Below are 16,044 nucleotides of genomic sequence, written 5' to 3' on the forward strand. Positions count from 1 at the left end.
TCCTTATGCTTTTAGTCGGTGAATAGATGTGACTATTTGACCATTATCTAGCAATTTAAGCACTCTATAACCTGGCAATAAATCGCTTGTGGCAAAAGATGACTCAGTAGCAAACTGCCAACAGGTTGAGGGACATGCCATATATAAACATTGGTCTTTTTGTTGTTCGATTGCCATATGGATATGACCATACACCACACCTTTTATAGATGGATTTGCGGCTACTACCGCATTAAATTCTTGCCGGTTTGTCCATTCATGTTTGTCCATCCAACCATCGCAAGGGATAGGATGGTGATGAGCGGCTAATAAGTGATAATCATTACAATGAAGGCTTAAATATTCAGTTAAAGATGCAAGGTTAGATTCTGATATTTGTCCCATGGCATACTGATATTGTGTGTCTAATAGATGAATATGCCATCGATTGGGCAAAATCAATCGATGTTTATTTATCCACAAATAATCACTATCAATATGTGATTTCATCTGTGCTTGGTTGTCATGATTGCCCGGAATGATACCTATTCGGCAATTGATACCTGTCTCGTAAAGCAATTTAGAAAAGTGTTGGTAACTTTGCCCAGAACCGTCACCACTGATATCGCCCGTAACTAACAACACATCCGGCTGGCGAAGTGTAACCTCCGCCAATATGTGTTGTAAGCTTTGATAAGGATTGATGTTGTTGTAACCATTTTTTTGGATTTCTGAAAATAAATGACAATCTGTAATTTGAATAATATTCATTTTTAGAATGACTTAGGCTTCAGAAGAATATAATTGGCTACTTTGCGTTAAACAAAACTGTAACCATTCAGCTAAGAACAAATTAACCATTTCTTTTTCGTTTTTCTGATACATTTTGGTATTGGGGTACTGGTAGCTTGGCTTCAAAGAACCAATATTCTGAGCACTAATTACTTCTGCCATTTTAGCATCGTGATATAACCTAACCTGCACTACTGGCCGAAGAAATTCATAACCTATCTGGTTTTTTTGCGACATTTCTAAAGTGCTGGTATAGCGACTACATTCAATAATCTTGATGGTATATAGCAAACTAGCGTTTACTTTAAATTGATACTGTAAGTCTTCTGTATCGCAATCAGGAAGCAACTTTAACAGACGACCATAATTAACCTCACATACTTGGTGCATGTTGGCTAGTTTGGGAACATATTTACGACCTATTTCTTTAGTCATGAGACCAATTTTCCAAAAGCTGTTGTTTATTCATAGCAAACCATTGAAGTGCAATCAGTGCAGCAGCATTATCGATTTTACCTTGGTTGAGCCAGTCAAACGCCAGTGTTGAAGGTACTCTGTGTACTAAGATGTCTTCACTTTCGTATTCTAGCCCATGCACACCTTTGGCATTACTGGCATCGACTAAACCTATGAAAATGTGTAAGCGCTCTGTCGTTCCGCCAGGGCTAGATAGGTAACTCAAGGCTTTATGTAACTTTTTAATATCAAGACCAGCTTCTTCCCTTGTTTCTCGGTAGCAGACTTCTTCAGGTGTTTCACCCTCATCAATAATACCTGCAACCACTTCAAGCAACCAAGGCGAAGAGGAAGTGGGCAATGCACCAATTCGCACTTGCTCAATTAACACAAACTCATCTAAAACAGGATCGTACGGTAAGACAGCTATGGCGTGTCCTCGTTCAAACACTTCTCGTGTGACTACTTTGCTCCAGCCACCTTCAAATAGCTTGTGTTTAAAAGCGTATTTTACCATTTTGAAGAAACCTTGATACAAGGTTTCCTTATTCAATATTTGTATATCTTTAGCTGAAAATTGTTGAATTTTTTGGTGGCCTTTTTGCAAACTTTTCTCCGATTGTTTAAGTACTAATCTTTAAGATAAATAGACCATATCTAAACGTTTAAAAGACTAAGACTAGCATAACAAAGTTTCATATGCTGGTTCGCCTAGGGTCTGTTAATTCATAATATTCTGTTACACTTGAATGCGAAGTGTTACGACAAAGCAATATTACTTAACACGAGATTTGCTTAGACTTTGAATACACATATTATTATTAGTATTTGACTAGGCATACTTCTTTTTGAATATTTGGCTTAGATTGATTCAGAAACAGATAGGATTACCAATGAAAAAAACATTTTTGTCGTTATTGATCGGCATAGGACTCTCTTCACCTGTTTTTGCAGATGATCTGTATCAAGTCTATCAAATGGCTGTTGAGAAAGATCCCACCACTAACCGCGCCAAAGCAGATAGAGATGCCGCTTTTGAAGGTATATCCATAAGCCGAGCAAGCTTATTACCACAAATTTCTGGTTCTATTACCTATAGCGATAGCAGTAGAGAGTCTAATCAACAAATATCAGGCCCTACGGCAGCTAACCCAAATTCTCCAGAAGTGTTTGCTAACTTTAGTCAAAATTCCGAAGCGGTTAATATGAATATTAACTTAGGCATGTCTATTTACGACCATAAAAATTGGATTGCATTAAACAGAGCCGAGAAAGTGGCACAGCAAAGCGACACAAATTACGCATTGTCTAAGCAAGACTTAATCATAAGAACAACAGATGCCTATTTAGCTATCCTCAGGGCAAAAGATAGTTTGACATTTGTTAGAGCTGAAAAACGCGCAATCGAGCGACAATTGGAACAGACCAAACAGCGTTTCAATGTAGGTTTAACGGCTATTACAGATGTGCACGAAGCACAGGCAAACTTTGACAGTACGGTAGCTCAAGAAATTATTACTGAAAATGTAGTTGAATTACGCTTGGAGCAGATGCGCGAAATTACTGGTAAATATCATGGCAACATTTCTGTATTAAATACTGAAAGTTTTAGTGCTTCACGCCCATTTCCTGAAGGTGTTGATAATTGGCTAAAAATTGCAGAAGAAAAGAATCTTGATTTAATGGTGCGTAATATTGCTAAGGATATTGCGAAAGAAGATATTTCCGCTGCCAAAGCTGGACATTATCCAACACTATCTCTGTCAGGTAGTTATGGTAAAAGGGTAGAAGAGGAAACAAATGGTATCAGTTTTCCATCTACTGATTCGAATTCTATCGGTGTCACGTTAAATGTCCCTATTTACTCAGGTGGTGCAGTGAACGCACAAACCGCTCAAGCTAGATATCGCTTTGTAGCTGCCAGTGAGAACTTAGAACTTACTTTCCGTTCGACAGTTCGCTCAGTGCGTTCAGCTTATAATGATGTGATTGCCGCTACCTCTACTATTCGTGCCTTAAAACAAGCCGTTGTCTCAGCAGACAGCGCATTAAAAGCCACTGAAGCAGGTTTTGATGTGGGAACTAGGACCATAGTTGATGTGCTTAATAGTACGAAAAACCAGTTTGATGCTAGGCAGCGTCTTGCAAGCGCTCGTTATGACTTCATTAGCGCTATTTTGGATTTAAAACGTGCTTCGGGTAATCTAACCGAACAAGACTTAGTAGACATTAACCGCGGGTTAATGTCTGATAAAATTAGTTAATCAAGAGCAATATAACCGCTAGGGTGGCTTTGCTGCCCTTTTTTATTTCTGTCACTGTATTTTTATCCATTTTGATACGCATTTGAATATGATGTTTAAATAAAATTTGTTCTGGCTGTTGATAATTGATTGACAGCTAAACCTAATTCAATAATCTATTGATGATTTTTATTATCCGAGACTCACTTCCCTATATGAAAGCTTCGACCCTACAAGCCAAATTTATTCAAATCCGCTCAAACAAACTATTTGAAATTTTTGTGGTTTCCGTAATCATTTTTTCAGCGTTGCTAGTGGGAGCGAAAACCTACGAAATGTCAGCAACTATTTATGCTATCGCTAAGTTTTTTGATTGGTTTATTAGCGCTTTTTTCCTAATTGAAATTACTATACGGTTTCTGGCTGAGCATCGTAAGCGAAATTTTTTCAAAGACTTCTGGAACATCTTTGATACTTTAATTGTGATAATTAGTTTGATACCTGCAGATGATACAGAGCTGGCGTTGGTTGCAAGGTTAGTCAGAGTATTTAGAGTATTAAGAATGATTTCCATCATCCCTGAACTCAGAATTTTATTAGTGTCATTAATCAAAGCGATGCCACAGCTTGGTTATGTGATGTTGTTGATGTTTATCATCTTCTATATTTACGCGGCGGTTGGGAGCACATTGTTTGCTACAATTAACCCAGATTTATGGGGTAATATTATCATCTCACTGTTGACCTTATTCAGAGTTATGACCTTTGAAGATTGGACTGACGTGATGTACGAAACAATGGAAGTTTATCCCTTCAGTTGGATATTTTATTTAAGTTTTATTTTCTTCACGGCTTTTGCCTTCTTAAATATGGTGATTGGTATAGTCGTGAATGTTATGGAGCAAGAAAATGCTAAAGCGCGCGTCGAAGCACTAGAAGAAGAGGGGGAACCAAGTCTCAAGGAAATATCTGAACAAATATCAAAATTGCAGTTGCAGATATTGTCTATGGATAACAACAAGGTATCTTAGGATCATTAGCCATAAATTTTACTAAGCATCAGATAATAGTTAAAAGCTAAGACGCCATCAAAAATATTGAATATTATAGATAGCGTTTGGTCAGCTCTTTGAGTCCAATTGACTAATACATTGATTTTTAATAGAACTAGTCCAAAATAACAATTTTTTCGTATTTAAGTTTGTTGTCTGGTAAAAGAAAATTCGCACACTTTAACTTTTTCATAAACGGATTTTTCATAAATAGATTCATAAATAGTTTTTCATAAATAGTTTTTCATAAAAGGCTTTTATACGAGTTTTTATGTAAAAATTATCCATTCACCCCTATTAAACATCATCAAGAGTTCTTCATGAAATACCAAGGCAGTCCTACTTTTACCCATAGCCAAAACGACAAAGTGGGCGTGTTAGTCACAAATTTGGGCACACCTGATGCGCCTAAAAAAGCTGAGTTAAAACGTTACTTAAAAGAATTTTTATCCGATCCAAGAGTGGTTGAAGTACCAAGATTGTTATGGTGGATGATTTTAAACTTAGTCATATTAAATATTCGTCCAAAGCGTTCAGCTAAGGCTTATGAGACTGTGTGGTCAGATCGTGGTTCACCGCTAATGTACTACACACACGACCAAGCCAATGCTCTGCGAGCTAAGTTACAGCATCAACATGGCGACGATGTAGTGGTTGATTTTGCCATGCGATATGGATCACCTTCTGTAGACTCCGTAGTCGATAAAATGTTGCAGCAAGGCGTTCGAAAATTACTAGTGTTGCCGTTGTATCCACAATATTGCGCATCCACCACTGGTTCAACTTTTGATGCGATTGCTCATAGTTTTAGCAAAAGACGTTGGATACCTGAATTACGTTTTGTTACGCATTATCACGACAACCCAGATTATATAAATGCTGTGGCCGATAAGATTAAAGCTCATTGGGACGAGCATGGACGAGCTGAAAAATTGATTTTTAGCTATCACGGTATTCCTAAGCGTTATCTGTTAAACGGTGACCCTTATCATTGTGAATGCCATAAAACATCACGTCTTATTGCACAGGCGCTAGGAATAAAGGCAGATGAGCATTTCACTAGCTTTCAATCACGTTTTGGTCGCGAGGAATGGTTAAAACCTTATACTGATGAGTCGCTTAAAGCATTTCCTAAGCAAGGTGTTAAGTCTGTGCAAATTGTTTGCCCAGGATTTGCTGCTGATTGTCTAGAAACAATTGAAGAAATTGGCGAAGAAAATCGTGAATATTTTATTGAAGCGGGAGGCGAACGTTACGAATATATTGCAGCGCTCAATGCCGATGAAGCGCACATTCAAGCATTAACAAATCTACTTGAGTCCCATCTACAGGGATGGACAACTACCCCAGAAAATACTCAACTTCGAAGTGAACTGGCAGTATCAATAGGCGCTGAGAAGTAATAAAGGCGACTTAATTCGGTCTTCATAGCTAACAAGACCGAATTACACAATTTGTGTTAACATGACGTTTACATTTGTATGCCTCTCATGTTGTCATAATTATAGAGATAACACAGCACAGCTTACGAGATAATAATCAGAAAAGCCGCGCAAACCCAGTATGGGTTGATAAAGCGGATGCAGAACAGGAACTTCCATGTCTACACAAATTATCACTGACCAAGTCTTGGTCCACACACCACTTTTTACCAACGATGCTAGCGTTATGGGTATCTTGGCGATTTTATTAGGTTTAGTGTTTTACACTGCTAACAGCCAAGCTTCTTTTTGGCGCAAGTTTTATATGTTTGTGCCGTCAGTTTTACTTTGCTATTTTTTACCTTCATTACTTAATACCTTTGGCCTAATCGATGGCGAGAACTCACAGCTTTATTATGTAGCCTCCCGTTATCTGCTGCCTGCTTGTTTAGTATTATTAACTATTAGTGTCGACTTAAAAGCTATCGCTAAATTAGGTAGCAAGGCTATCATCCTATTTTTTACAGGCACTGTGGGTATTGTCATTGGCGGGCCAATTGCGCTGTTGTTGGTGGCTTCCTTTTTCCCTGAGCTATTAGGTGTTGACGGACCCAATGCGGTTTGGCGAGGCATGACGACCGTAGCAGGTAGCTGGATTGGTGGCAGTGCTAATCAAGTGGCGATGAAAGAAATTTATGGAGCAGGCGATCAGATGTTCTCAGCTATGGTGACGGTTGACATTATAGTGGCAAATCTATGGATGGCTGTGCTGTTAATTATGGCGGCCAATGCTAAGTCCATTGATGCTAGAACGGGTGCCGATACCTCAGCAATTGATGAACTGAAAGCAAAAGTTAAGCGTTTTCAGGCTGAACACTCTCGCGTCCCCACATTAACCGATATTATGCTGATTGTAGCGGTCGGATTGGGCGTTACAGGTTTTGCACATATGTTTGCAGATTCTATCGTGCCATATTTTGTTGAAAACTTTCCTGGAACAGAGAAATTTAGTTTCCATAGTAAATTTTTCTGGATGATTGTTTTTGCTAGTTCAGTCGGAGTAGGATTATCTTTCACTAAGGTTAGACAGCTAGAAGGGGCAGGAGCATCAAAGATAGGTTCTGCTTTTTTATATATATTGATTGCAACTATCGGTATGAAGATGGATATCACCATGATTGCAGATCAGCCTCTATTCTTTGTGATTGGAGCCATTTGGATGTTAATTCACGCTGCACTTATGTTAGCTGTTGCCAAGCTCATCAAAGCTCCTTTATTTTATATGGCGGTAGGTAGTCAAGCCAACGTGGGCGGTGCAGCTTCGGCACCTATAGTTGCCTCTGCATTTCATCCTTCATTGGCACCAGTTGCGGTAATGTTAGCGGTATTTGGTTATACAGTTGGCACTTATATGGCTTGGTTCTGTGGGCAAATTTTGCAAGTGATTAACCAGACATAATGATTTTTAGTCAGCATATAGTCATCAAGGAGCAAAAATGACCGAAACAGTTCAGGCGCCCAAAGTTCTTTTAGAGGCGCAGAAATTGGCTAACCTGACCGATTCCAAGATACGCATACCATTTTTGGGTATTCGTTTAGGGTTAGATTTTTTAGTCGGTTTGATTCCCATTGTGGGTGACATTATTATGGTGGCAGTGTCGATTAGTATTGTTGCTATGGCTAAAAGCATGAAGGTTCCAAAAGCATTACGTATCGCTATGCTAAAAAATATTGGTGTCGATTTTTTGCTTGGCTTAATTCCATTTGTAGGTGATCTAGTCGACATATTTTATAAATCAAATCAGAAAAATGTACGCATTATGGAAAAGTGGTGGGTTAGCCAGAACCACCAGCTAATTCAGGCTAACAGTCAGCAAGCTTTGCAAGAGTGGGAAAAGTCTCAAGGTATCTAGACAAGCTCATCTATTCAGCGACGCAACAAGACTGTAAATCTTCTAGTTTGATAATGGCTAAACAGGCCTGGTTGGTCGCCGCAAGTACTACCTTCGGTGCGCAGTTGGCGTTAAATGCTTCCTGCCATCTTGCAGCGCACAAACACCATTTGTCTCCTTCTTTTAATCCGGCAAACTGATATTGTGGTATCGGAGTTGATAAATCATTGCCTCTAGACTTTGAAAACTCTAAAAACTCGTGAGTGATAATAGCACAAACACTGTGATTTCCATGGTCGCTTGAAGGCACGTAACAAAAACCCTCACGGGTAAACCCACTGTTTCCACAGCAAAGTTTTAATGGTTGGTCTAATACATTTTTTTCGTTTGGCATAGAGATTGATTACACATTTTAATTGATTGAGTAAAAATTATAACATTCTTGAGGTTTAATAACCGACTTGATGAAGTTAGCTACACGATTACGTTATATTATTAATTAAAGAGATATGTACGTTTTTGTTACCAAGAAGTCTGCACTTAATGATTCTTAAGTTAATTAAAAACGTAAAAAAATACCCGTGTGTAAACAATTGAAAACGTTATTGTCTTTATAAAATTACTATTTAAATTCAGTTGCTGCTTTTGGCAAAACTCAAAATCTAAGAAGAACTACTATGAAAATATACGATACTAAAACAGCACCTTCACCAAGACGGGTGCGCATTTTTTTAGCAGAAAAAAATATTCCAATGGAATATGTGCAGGTCGATTTACAAAAAGGGGAAAACATATCACCACAAATGCGCCAGAAAAACCCAATGGGGAAAATACCAATTTTAGAGTTAGATGATGGTAGTTGTATTAGTGAAGGTGCATCAATTTGTTTATATTTTGAAGAGTTGTATCCAGAAATCAATTTATTGGGAAAAGATGCTCTAGAAAAAGCCACCATAGACATGTGGCACCGACAGGTTGAACTCTATTTTTTTGGTCAAGTAGGTATGTGTTTTCAACATACAACAGGCTATTTTAAAGACCGTATGACACCCGTTAAAGAATACGGTGTAGTCGCGGGTAAAAACGCTGCTGGTTTTCTTCACGAACTAGAAAAACGTTTAGCTGTGTCTGAGTTTATTGCTGCTGGCCGATTCACCATAGCTGATATTACTGCTATGTGCGCAGTCGATTTTGCCAGAGTTGTGAATATTAAGATTACTGAGGAACAAACTAATCTTAGAAGATGGTATGCCGCAGTCAGCAGTCGTGCAAGTGCAAAAGCCTAAATTTGCTGGTGCGGTAAGTTGTCTAATCGTCAGGATAGCGGTATCGGTGGCTGGTACAATGTCAACATTAAATAACTCAGCATGACTAATCATGTGAGGACGCCAATGATCAGTTCTGCAGCACAGTTTGACTATAACGGACACTTCTCAATAGTATTAACGTTCGATGAATAAACGGTATTATTCGATTTAATATTGGTTCTAATCACGCCATCTTCTTGTTAGGTCATCATAAGCATCTATTCTACGGTCTCTAAAATATGGCCAGATGCGTTTGATCTTTTCTGTGCGGTTTAGATCGATGTCTACTATTAAGTTTTCTTCTTTATCGCTGCTGGCTTGGGCTAACATTTCTCCCTGTGGACCAGTAATAAAGCTTTGCCCCCAAAATTGAATACCAGGATCGCCTGCAACAGGAGACGCTTCAAAACCTGTGCGGTTCGCTACCACTACGGGTAACGAATTAGCTACAGCATGAGAGCGCTGGATAGTTAGCCAGGCATCGTGTTGGCGAGCCTGTTCTGCTGCAGTATCGTTTTTATCCCAGCCTATTGCAGTAGGGTAAAATAACATGTCGGCACCAGCCATCGCCATTAATCTTGCTGCTTCTGGGTACCATTGGTCCCAACATACCAATACACCTAGTTTGCCTACGCTGGTTTGAATAGGTTCAAAACCAAGATCACCTGGAGTAAAGTAAAATTTTTCGTAAAAACCAGGATCATCAGGAATATGCATTTTGCGATATTTGCCGACTAAACCTTGTTGGCGATCAAACACTACAGCAGTATTGTGGTATAAACCTGAGCCACGTTTTTCAAATAATGAGGTAATGAGCACGATGTTGAGTCTGGCCGCAAGCGCAGCAAAATAATCAGTAGCAGCACCGGGTATGGGTTCAGCTAAGTCAAAAAAATCAGTATTTTCTTGTTGGCAAAAATACATTGTGCTGTGCAATTCTTGCAACATCACAAGTTCACAGCCTTGATCAGCTAAAGCACTCACTTGTTCGGCACTACGGGCCCAGTTCACATTTTTATCATTATCAACAACGGCTTGTTGAACCACCCCGACCTTTAAACTGTGACTATTCATATACGCTGACTCCGTTAGCGATTGATTGCAAGATTTCTGGTTTAAGTATGCCACAAGGTATTTGCATGCTTATACAATGCAAACTTCCAAATTGTTGAACCAAGGGTAGGCAATTTATTGGCACAATAGTAAAACTGGGGTAGGCGTTTTGTATAACTTGTAAAGCCAATTTATCCTCTGTTTGTAGATATATAGGGCATAAAATATGTTGGTTAGAAATCAAAAAATTTGCATAGGACGCGGGAAGCCTGACCCCCTTTAAATTAGCAACATACGGCAGTGGCAACTCAAAAATTTTGTGTCTGGGGAAATTATATTGACATTCTTTGACTAAAGCCGATAGCCCTTCAAAATGACTATCGTCCGGGCAATTAAAAGCCGATTGAATAACTAGACCGTTATCTGGGGTAAAACGCACCAAAGTATCAATATGTCCATCTGTATCATCACCATCTAAATGACCGTTCCTTAAAACGACACTTTGTTTAGTGCCCAAAAATCGTTCAAAATCTAACTGGTAAGATGCGATAGATTTATCACCGTTACGTTTGGGGTTTGTCAGGCATAGTTCGGTAGATAATAACGTACCGTATTGGTCAATTTCCAATGCGCCACCTTCAACGACTAGATCAATCGATTTGATCGGTTGCTGACAAAGCTGACTCAGTACATTTTGATTGACTTGATTATCTATAGTGGCATCAAACTTTTTTCCCCAACCATTGAATACAAACTCAATAGCCTGCATTCCTGACCCATCAATACAGCTCAAAAAGCCGTAGTCTCTTATCCAAGTATCATTAAACTGTGCATCCACAATCAATACTTGGCTAGAAATACTCAAGCTGCTTAAGCTATTTTTAATTTCTTCATTACGGACTAACAACACAACACCGGTATTAGCATGGTTGAGGGAGTCAATAATTTGTAGATACACATTTTGTACAGCGTCCAACCAAGGCTCCCAATCGGTGTATTTATCTGGCCATACCAGTATAACGGCTTCTTGTTGAGCCCATTCGGGTATCAGTTGATAGTTGTCAGACATGTGTGTCATTCGTTTAGGATAGCCAAGTCTTATAATACCTAACACAAGCTTGGGTTACTAACATTGCTATCGTCTTGTTTTGTTGTTTTTGACTCTTGTTCAACTCTTTTGGGTCATGTTTTGCCATTTATTCAACTTAAAATCGTTAACAAAGTTTAACATCACTAATTTACGTAGGAACTTCAGGTTTTTATTTTGCTATTTTTTAGATTGATTAATATCATTTTTTGACATTTTAGATATAAGAGTGATTGAAAAAGCTATGTTTTTCAATTGTATACAGCTGTTACAAATTTTTAACCCATTGTTTTACATAACTTTTACTAGTTGTATACAATAAAATCACAGAATTTTATTCGTCGATCAGTCATAAATGTAGTTGGGGATTACCCAAAACACGAACTCACTGGAGAAAAACTGATGAAAAAACTAATCGCACTATCTGTGATATCAATGTCAATTTTTACATTTAATGCCAATGCCAAACTTGGCTCACAGAACAATGTGAAATACGCTGGCGACTTGTCTTATAAAAAGTTTTGTGAAGCCGTTGTCAAAGATGATGTCAACATGCTTAAAAGAAGTGTACGTGACAAAGTAGGTCTTTTAGCAAGCAGTTCTCAAGGCGTGCTAAAAAAATTGATTTCTTCCAATGGAATGGAATGTAATGGTGTTGATTTGATGTCATTTTCAGAGCAACGCAAATCATCACAAGTATATAAATATCTTTCTAATGAAAAGTAACCTTTATTTACAGACTAAAATATCAGTCCATAACTTGCATTGCGAGTTATGGACTGGTCCTATCTTCACTCTTACTCGAACTAGTGGACGTTAATTTTTTGGCAGGCCGCTGCTACTAATTGATTATAGGTTGCTGCGTATTGGTATAATTGTTTACGTAATTTTAAATCATTTTTTGACTTTAAGACATCACCACTTCCCGCAATCAGTTGGTAACCACAGTGTTTTCTTAGTGAGGATGATTCATTATTAATGCCCGGAATAGAGGTTGCTCTGCCAGCAAAGGCTAACAAAGCAAAGTCTTGCTTTTGAATCGCCAAACTTGCATCCACTTTAGGGTCTGCATAATGCAGCCATTTGAGATCACCACTTCGATTATGAGTGATGTGTTGGCTTCGGTCATCTTGAACTGATTCAGTTGTTTTAGATAAAAATGAGTCATTGGTTTGGCTGCAACCCTGTGTTAAAAATCCTATCGCAATGGCAAACATTAAAAAGTATAACCAATTATTCATAATGGCTTTCGCATAGCAGGTGAGCTAAACATTCTTATAAATAAACAAACAAAAGACAAAAAACTTAGGAATAGCACACTTCCTCCACCAGACTCTGTTGAAACTGGTGTTACCGAATTCACTTGAATACTCAGTACTGCTTCATCCATTAATGTGCCATCCGTTGCTGCATACACTATGGTGTCTGTTCCAGAAAATCCCACTTCTGGTGTATACGTCAATTGTTGATTTGATATTGATACTTGACCTCGTCCACTGTAGCTAAATGAGTCGATGTTTAACACATCCACATCCACATCATTGTCATTGCTTAATACATCAATCATTACAGAAGCACTATTTTGTTGAATAGAAATACTGTCGTTGTTCGCAACCGGTGCATCATTGACTGCTGTAACTTGCACCTGAAGTACAAACAAGTCGCTGTCAAGATTACCATCATTAACAACAACCGATACGCTAAGTATTCCGTTGAAGTTCGCATTTGGTATCAGAGTCTGTTGATTAATAATGAAATTGTCGCCGTTTTGTATGGTCAGAGTGAAATCTTGTGGATAAGCAGAATCTGCATCGGAGACGTTTAAATCAGCAAAATCGATTTGTCTCTCTGAGTCTTCACTAAGACTAATGGTGTTCTGACTATCTATCAGGGGTGCAACAGGCTCAATACCAATAATAGAGAATGCTTGAGCACTAAGTGCATAAAAAACATTATCGCTACATTTTAATACGAGTCGTGCTTTAGGACTGATTATATTGGGTACGCGGATGTTTTGTTGCCCATCATTGGATGTGTCTAAAAGTACTGAGGTTTCTAAAGGGTTATCTGTATCAGTAATCAGTAAGATATCGACGTTAGAACAATTGATAGGTGGGCCTAGTGTGTCGCCTGTGTCCCAAGTCACTGTTTGTTCCGATAATGCTTGCCACTGGGAGGGAGAGTCAATATTGAATGATTGGTTGGCAGTAGTCACAGTAATAACTACGTCTTGTTGGCTTACCCCGCCTTTGTTGTCTCTAGCCGTCAGTCTAAAACGCATATTCCTGTCAGTAGTGGCATAAGTTTCTCCAAGGCTCGTTTGTCCTGCGAGAACGTCTTTCAACTTCGGAAAGTAACGCTGTGCTTTGTCTGTTGGCCTGTAAGAACGAAACAATGGGTTATTGCCGTTATCACTACTGAGTTCATCAAGGTTCATTGTTGCGCCTAAAATCCCACCGTTATCAAACTGTTCCCAAGTAAATATTAATGAATCGTCATCAGCATCATTGGCACTACCATTTAAAACAAAAGGTGTGTTAGCAGGAACTGTATAAGCAATTTTTGCAAGTTGTATTTCTGGAATAGCATTGTTGATGTCTGTCTCAACACCGCAGTTTTGCTGTGAAAAACTATCAAGATAGTCACGAATATTTTCAATGGATATGGCATGAAAATAAGGGTCACTTTCATTTTGCAGATTCTGCGATTCACAGATGCCTGCATAAGACATAATAGTTGAGCCACTTCCGGGTTCATAAGCTGAATTATTGTCGCGTTGTCCTTCAGCACAACTTTTAGAGTTAGTTGCGTTAAAACTATGTGTTGCACCTAACTGATGCCCTAGTTCATGGGCGACTAAATCAATAAAAAATCGTTCACCTTGCGGATTATTTAAACCTGTGTAGGCTTGAGCTTTGAATTCACTGTCACAGACTTCACCAACATAGGCTAACCCTCCAGGGTTAGTCCCCAGTAAGTGACCTATGTCGTAGTTTTGACTGCCAATAACTTGGTCGACAATATCCTGATTTAACTCAATATCAGTAGCGGCATCAGAATTAGTGAAAGGGTCGTTAATGGCATCAAAGAAAATGATGTCTTGGTTATCAATGAGTTCAAATTGTATGCCTAAATCTACTAATAGAATCTGATTGATGCGGTTAACTAAATTCATTAATTCTGCAATCACATTTTCAGCCGTGCCACCTAATTTCTGGGTATACTCCCCAGTTGTGCTGATAGCCAGCTTATAGGTGCGCAATGTGTCCCCACTACTCACTAGTTTTTGAGCTAATTTAAGCTCCTCTAGTTGGGTTTCTGCCAGTAAAAAATCAGCGGGAAGTGTTCCTTTTTTATACTCTTTAGGCGCATCTTTGTACCAATAGCTCACATAATCCTGTGTTTTTTCTTGGTAGCGAGGTGATAATAACATCCATTGATTTTTATACCGAAACAAACCAAACAAGCCTAGGTGAGAAATACTGAATCGCCCAATGTTTTTGGGTTGGTCAACTTGTTGTGCTTGATAGGTCATAAATTGTGGGTATTGTTCGGCTAAGTCAGTGCTCAAAATAGGCGAAGGGTTGAGTATGATTGATATGTTTAAACCATTAGGCAAAGGTAACGTGATCGTAGTGGACGAGTGTAAATTAGAAAACGTTTCGTTTAATAGATCTTCATTTATGTACATGTATTTTGCGTTGTCAGCTATTGCGCGCAGCGGTTTTACTTGTTTTGACTTTGCTTGGGTAACTTGTTCTTGCCATAGTGTTTCAGCTTGAATTGAAAAATTGATAAAGCTGAGAGTAAATAAAAGTATCAATTGACGAGTAATTAGACGCATAAATAGAACCACTAAACTTTGCATATGTACCTCAAGGACCAATTAAATTGATGAAATGTTTCAATTAAATAGAAAATGAATGAAACTGAGTAACTGAACTCACAGACGGGTAAGTAAACGATTCTGCAGGAACATTAGACTCTATGTATGTTCATCTGTGACTGATTAAAATTTATAAAGTATGTTCATGTCTCGACTATGCATAAACAGCCTCAGCTTTCACTAGAATCAAGTAGCCTCACAATCAGTTGAATGGCAAATTCTACATGAGCTACTTGATCCTTATCAGACAACGCAAAGTCTAACCCTAAAATACTTTTGATATGAAACTCACTCTGCAGCAGACTAAGGAAAGTCGTCGCACATTTATGTGCAAACTCTTCAGTAATAGGCTGTGTAGTAAATTTTAAAAAACACTTGCTGAAATACTCGAGGCTATGTTTTGGACCTGCTTGGTAAAACAATTCGGCAACTCTGGGATTGCTGTTTACTTCACCTATTATCACCCGATAAATGGCAATCACTTGGTCGTCATGCAGTAACTTAACTATCTGCAATCCTCTTTCTTGCAGAACCTGAGTTAAAGCATAATCTTCGCTCTCGAGGTGTCTATTATCTAGTTGATATTCGGCACACTTATCCTCAATTACAGCTGAAAATAATGCCTCTTTATTGCTAAAGTGCGAATAAACGGTTTGTTTAGATACGCCTGATTGCTTAGCTACCATGTCCATAGAACAGCCATTGAAGCCACTCATCAAAAATAGCTTACCTGCAGAATTTAATACTTGCTGACGCTTTTCTGCACTTTTGGGCCTCCCAGCCTTACTGGTCTCTTTATTTAGCAACGATAAACCTCTGGTGATCTAAAAAAGTATTTGCAACGTCGGAAATTAACATTATTATATATCAAACTAG

Annotated in this window: 16 protein-coding genes; 7 read left to right on the forward strand and 9 right to left on the reverse strand. The window is 38.6% G+C overall.

Annotated elements, in window-relative coordinates:
* Window positions 1–3 precede the first annotated feature (3 nt).
* Genes QZ562_RS00105 through nudF form a run of 3 tightly spaced genes read right to left on the reverse strand, consistent with a single transcriptional unit; the run spans window position 4 to window position 1,834 of the window.
* Window positions 4–750 carry a metallophosphoesterase gene (locus QZ562_RS00105; RefSeq protein ID WP_293755295.1) on the reverse strand — a complete coding sequence of 249 codons (747 nt, stop codon included), beginning with the start codon at window positions 748–750 and terminating at the stop codon, window positions 4–6.
* Window positions 751–762: 12 nt separating this feature from the next.
* A complete protein-coding gene (locus QZ562_RS00110) occupies window positions 763–1,206 on the reverse strand; it encodes a DUF1249 domain-containing protein (protein WP_293755297.1) in 444 nt (147 codons plus the stop codon).
* Entirely contained in the window at window positions 1,199–1,834 is a 636-nt protein-coding gene (gene nudF, locus QZ562_RS00115) for an ADP-ribose diphosphatase (RefSeq protein ID WP_293755299.1), read from the reverse strand. The genes QZ562_RS00110 and nudF overlap by 8 nt, the downstream gene beginning before the upstream one ends.
* A 286-nt stretch (window positions 1,835–2,120) precedes the next feature.
* Here nudF and tolC point away from each other — a divergent pair, with 286 nt between their 5' ends.
* The 5 genes from tolC to QZ562_RS00140 all read left to right on the forward strand — a co-directional run bounded on the left by tolC (window position 2,121) and on the right by QZ562_RS00140 (window position 7,856).
* On the forward strand, window positions 2,121–3,491 hold the full coding sequence (gene tolC, locus QZ562_RS00120) for an outer membrane channel protein TolC (RefSeq protein WP_293755301.1): 1,371 nt from the start codon (window positions 2,121–2,123) through the stop codon (window positions 3,489–3,491).
* A 194-nt stretch (window positions 3,492–3,685) separates the two neighbouring features.
* Entirely contained in the window at window positions 3,686–4,501 is an 816-nt protein-coding gene (locus QZ562_RS00125; RefSeq protein WP_293755303.1) for an ion transporter, read from the forward strand.
* A gap of 341 nt (window positions 4,502–4,842) precedes the next feature.
* Window positions 4,843–5,925 (forward strand): ferrochelatase, encoded by a 1,083-nt coding sequence (gene hemH / locus QZ562_RS00130; protein ID WP_293755305.1) that lies wholly within the window; start codon window positions 4,843–4,845, stop codon window positions 5,923–5,925.
* A 196-nt stretch (window positions 5,926–6,121) separates the two neighbouring features.
* Window positions 6,122–7,402, forward strand: coding sequence for a DUF819 family protein (locus tag QZ562_RS00135; RefSeq protein ID WP_293755307.1), 1,281 nt, complete (start codon window positions 6,122–6,124; stop codon window positions 7,400–7,402).
* A gap of 37 nt (window positions 7,403–7,439) precedes the next feature.
* On the forward strand, window positions 7,440–7,856 hold the full coding sequence (locus tag QZ562_RS00140; RefSeq protein WP_293755309.1) for a DUF4112 domain-containing protein: 417 nt from the start codon (window positions 7,440–7,442) through the stop codon (window positions 7,854–7,856).
* A 10-nt stretch (window positions 7,857–7,866) separates the two neighbouring features.
* Here QZ562_RS00140 and QZ562_RS00145 read toward each other — a convergent pair whose 3' ends face one another.
* Entirely contained in the window at window positions 7,867–8,229 is a 363-nt protein-coding gene (locus tag QZ562_RS00145; protein WP_293755311.1) for a DUF2237 domain-containing protein, read from the reverse strand.
* 283 nt (window positions 8,230–8,512) lie between these two features.
* On the opposite strand from QZ562_RS00145, the gene QZ562_RS00150 reads away from it, so the two are divergent.
* On the forward strand, window positions 8,513–9,121 hold the full coding sequence (locus QZ562_RS00150; RefSeq protein WP_293755313.1) for a glutathione S-transferase family protein: 609 nt from the start codon (window positions 8,513–8,515) through the stop codon (window positions 9,119–9,121).
* A gap of 201 nt (window positions 9,122–9,322) precedes the next feature.
* On the opposite strand, the gene QZ562_RS00155 is transcribed toward QZ562_RS00150, so the two are convergent.
* Together QZ562_RS00155 and QZ562_RS00160 are read right to left on the reverse strand one after the other, a co-directional pair.
* Window positions 9,323–10,216: a carbon-nitrogen hydrolase gene (locus QZ562_RS00155; protein WP_293755315.1), complete on the reverse strand. Its 894-nt coding sequence runs from the start codon at window positions 10,214–10,216 to the stop codon at window positions 9,323–9,325.
* Window positions 10,209–11,264, reverse strand: a complete 1,056-nt coding sequence (locus tag QZ562_RS00160) for an agmatine deiminase family protein (RefSeq protein ID WP_293755317.1) — start codon at window positions 11,262–11,264, stop codon at window positions 10,209–10,211. Before QZ562_RS00160 ends, QZ562_RS00155 begins: the two co-directional genes overlap by 8 nt.
* 420 nt (window positions 11,265–11,684) lie before the next feature.
* Between QZ562_RS00160 and QZ562_RS00165 the strand changes: the two genes are divergently transcribed.
* Entirely contained in the window at window positions 11,685–12,008 is a 324-nt protein-coding gene (locus QZ562_RS00165; RefSeq protein WP_293755319.1) for a hypothetical protein, read from the forward strand.
* Between the two features lie 80 nt (window positions 12,009–12,088).
* On the opposite strand, the gene QZ562_RS00170 is transcribed toward QZ562_RS00165, so the two are convergent.
* From QZ562_RS00170 to QZ562_RS00180, 3 genes are all read right to left on the reverse strand, one after another.
* Window positions 12,089–12,523, reverse strand: coding sequence for a hypothetical protein (locus tag QZ562_RS00170; RefSeq protein ID WP_293755321.1), 435 nt, complete (start codon window positions 12,521–12,523; stop codon window positions 12,089–12,091).
* The gene (locus tag QZ562_RS00175) at window positions 12,520–15,126 is read right to left on the reverse strand and encodes a reprolysin-like metallopeptidase (protein ID WP_293755323.1); all 2,607 of its coding nucleotides are present in this window, start codon (window positions 15,124–15,126) and stop codon (window positions 12,520–12,522) included. The genes QZ562_RS00170 and QZ562_RS00175 overlap by 4 nt, the downstream gene beginning before the upstream one ends.
* A 212-nt stretch (window positions 15,127–15,338) precedes the next feature.
* Complete coding sequence (locus QZ562_RS00180; RefSeq protein WP_293755325.1) at window positions 15,339–15,974, reverse strand: TetR/AcrR family transcriptional regulator; 636 nt, start codon at window positions 15,972–15,974, stop codon at window positions 15,339–15,341.
* Window positions 15,975–16,044: the final 70 nt, after the last annotated feature.

Origin of the sequence: uncultured Paraglaciecola sp. (assembly GCF_913058035.1) — a bacterium.
In the GTDB taxonomy this organism is placed as follows: Bacteria; Pseudomonadota; Gammaproteobacteria; order Enterobacterales; family Alteromonadaceae; genus Paraglaciecola.

Coding starts and splice junctions, on each gene's coding strand:
- QZ562_RS00105 (WP_293755295.1), bottom strand. CDS start 750: ATGAATATTATTCAAATTACAGATTGTCATTTATTTTCAGAAATCCAA.
- QZ562_RS00110 (WP_293755297.1), bottom strand. CDS start 1,206: ATGACTAAAGAAATAGGTCGTAAATATGTTCCCAAACTAGCCAACATG.
- tolC (WP_293755301.1), top strand. CDS start 2,121: ATGAAAAAAACATTTTTGTCGTTATTGATCGGCATAGGACTCTCTTCA.
- QZ562_RS00125 (WP_293755303.1), top strand. CDS start 3,686: ATGAAAGCTTCGACCCTACAAGCCAAATTTATTCAAATCCGCTCAAAC.
- hemH (WP_293755305.1), top strand. CDS start 4,843: ATGAAATACCAAGGCAGTCCTACTTTTACCCATAGCCAAAACGACAAA.
- QZ562_RS00135 (WP_293755307.1), top strand. CDS start 6,122: ATGTCTACACAAATTATCACTGACCAAGTCTTGGTCCACACACCACTT.
- QZ562_RS00140 (WP_293755309.1), top strand. CDS start 7,440: ATGACCGAAACAGTTCAGGCGCCCAAAGTTCTTTTAGAGGCGCAGAAA.
- QZ562_RS00145 (WP_293755311.1), bottom strand. CDS start 8,229: ATGCCAAACGAAAAAAATGTATTAGACCAACCATTAAAACTTTGCTGT.
- QZ562_RS00150 (WP_293755313.1), top strand. CDS start 8,513: ATGAAAATATACGATACTAAAACAGCACCTTCACCAAGACGGGTGCGC.
- QZ562_RS00155 (WP_293755315.1), bottom strand. CDS start 10,216: ATGAATAGTCACAGTTTAAAGGTCGGGGTGGTTCAACAAGCCGTTGTT.
- QZ562_RS00160 (WP_293755317.1), bottom strand. CDS start 11,264: ATGTCTGACAACTATCAACTGATACCCGAATGGGCTCAACAAGAAGCC.
- QZ562_RS00165 (WP_293755319.1), top strand. CDS start 11,685: ATGAAAAAACTAATCGCACTATCTGTGATATCAATGTCAATTTTTACA.
- QZ562_RS00170 (WP_293755321.1), bottom strand. CDS start 12,523: ATGAATAATTGGTTATACTTTTTAATGTTTGCCATTGCGATAGGATTT.
- QZ562_RS00175 (WP_293755323.1), bottom strand. CDS start 15,126: ATGCGTCTAATTACTCGTCAATTGATACTTTTATTTACTCTCAGCTTT.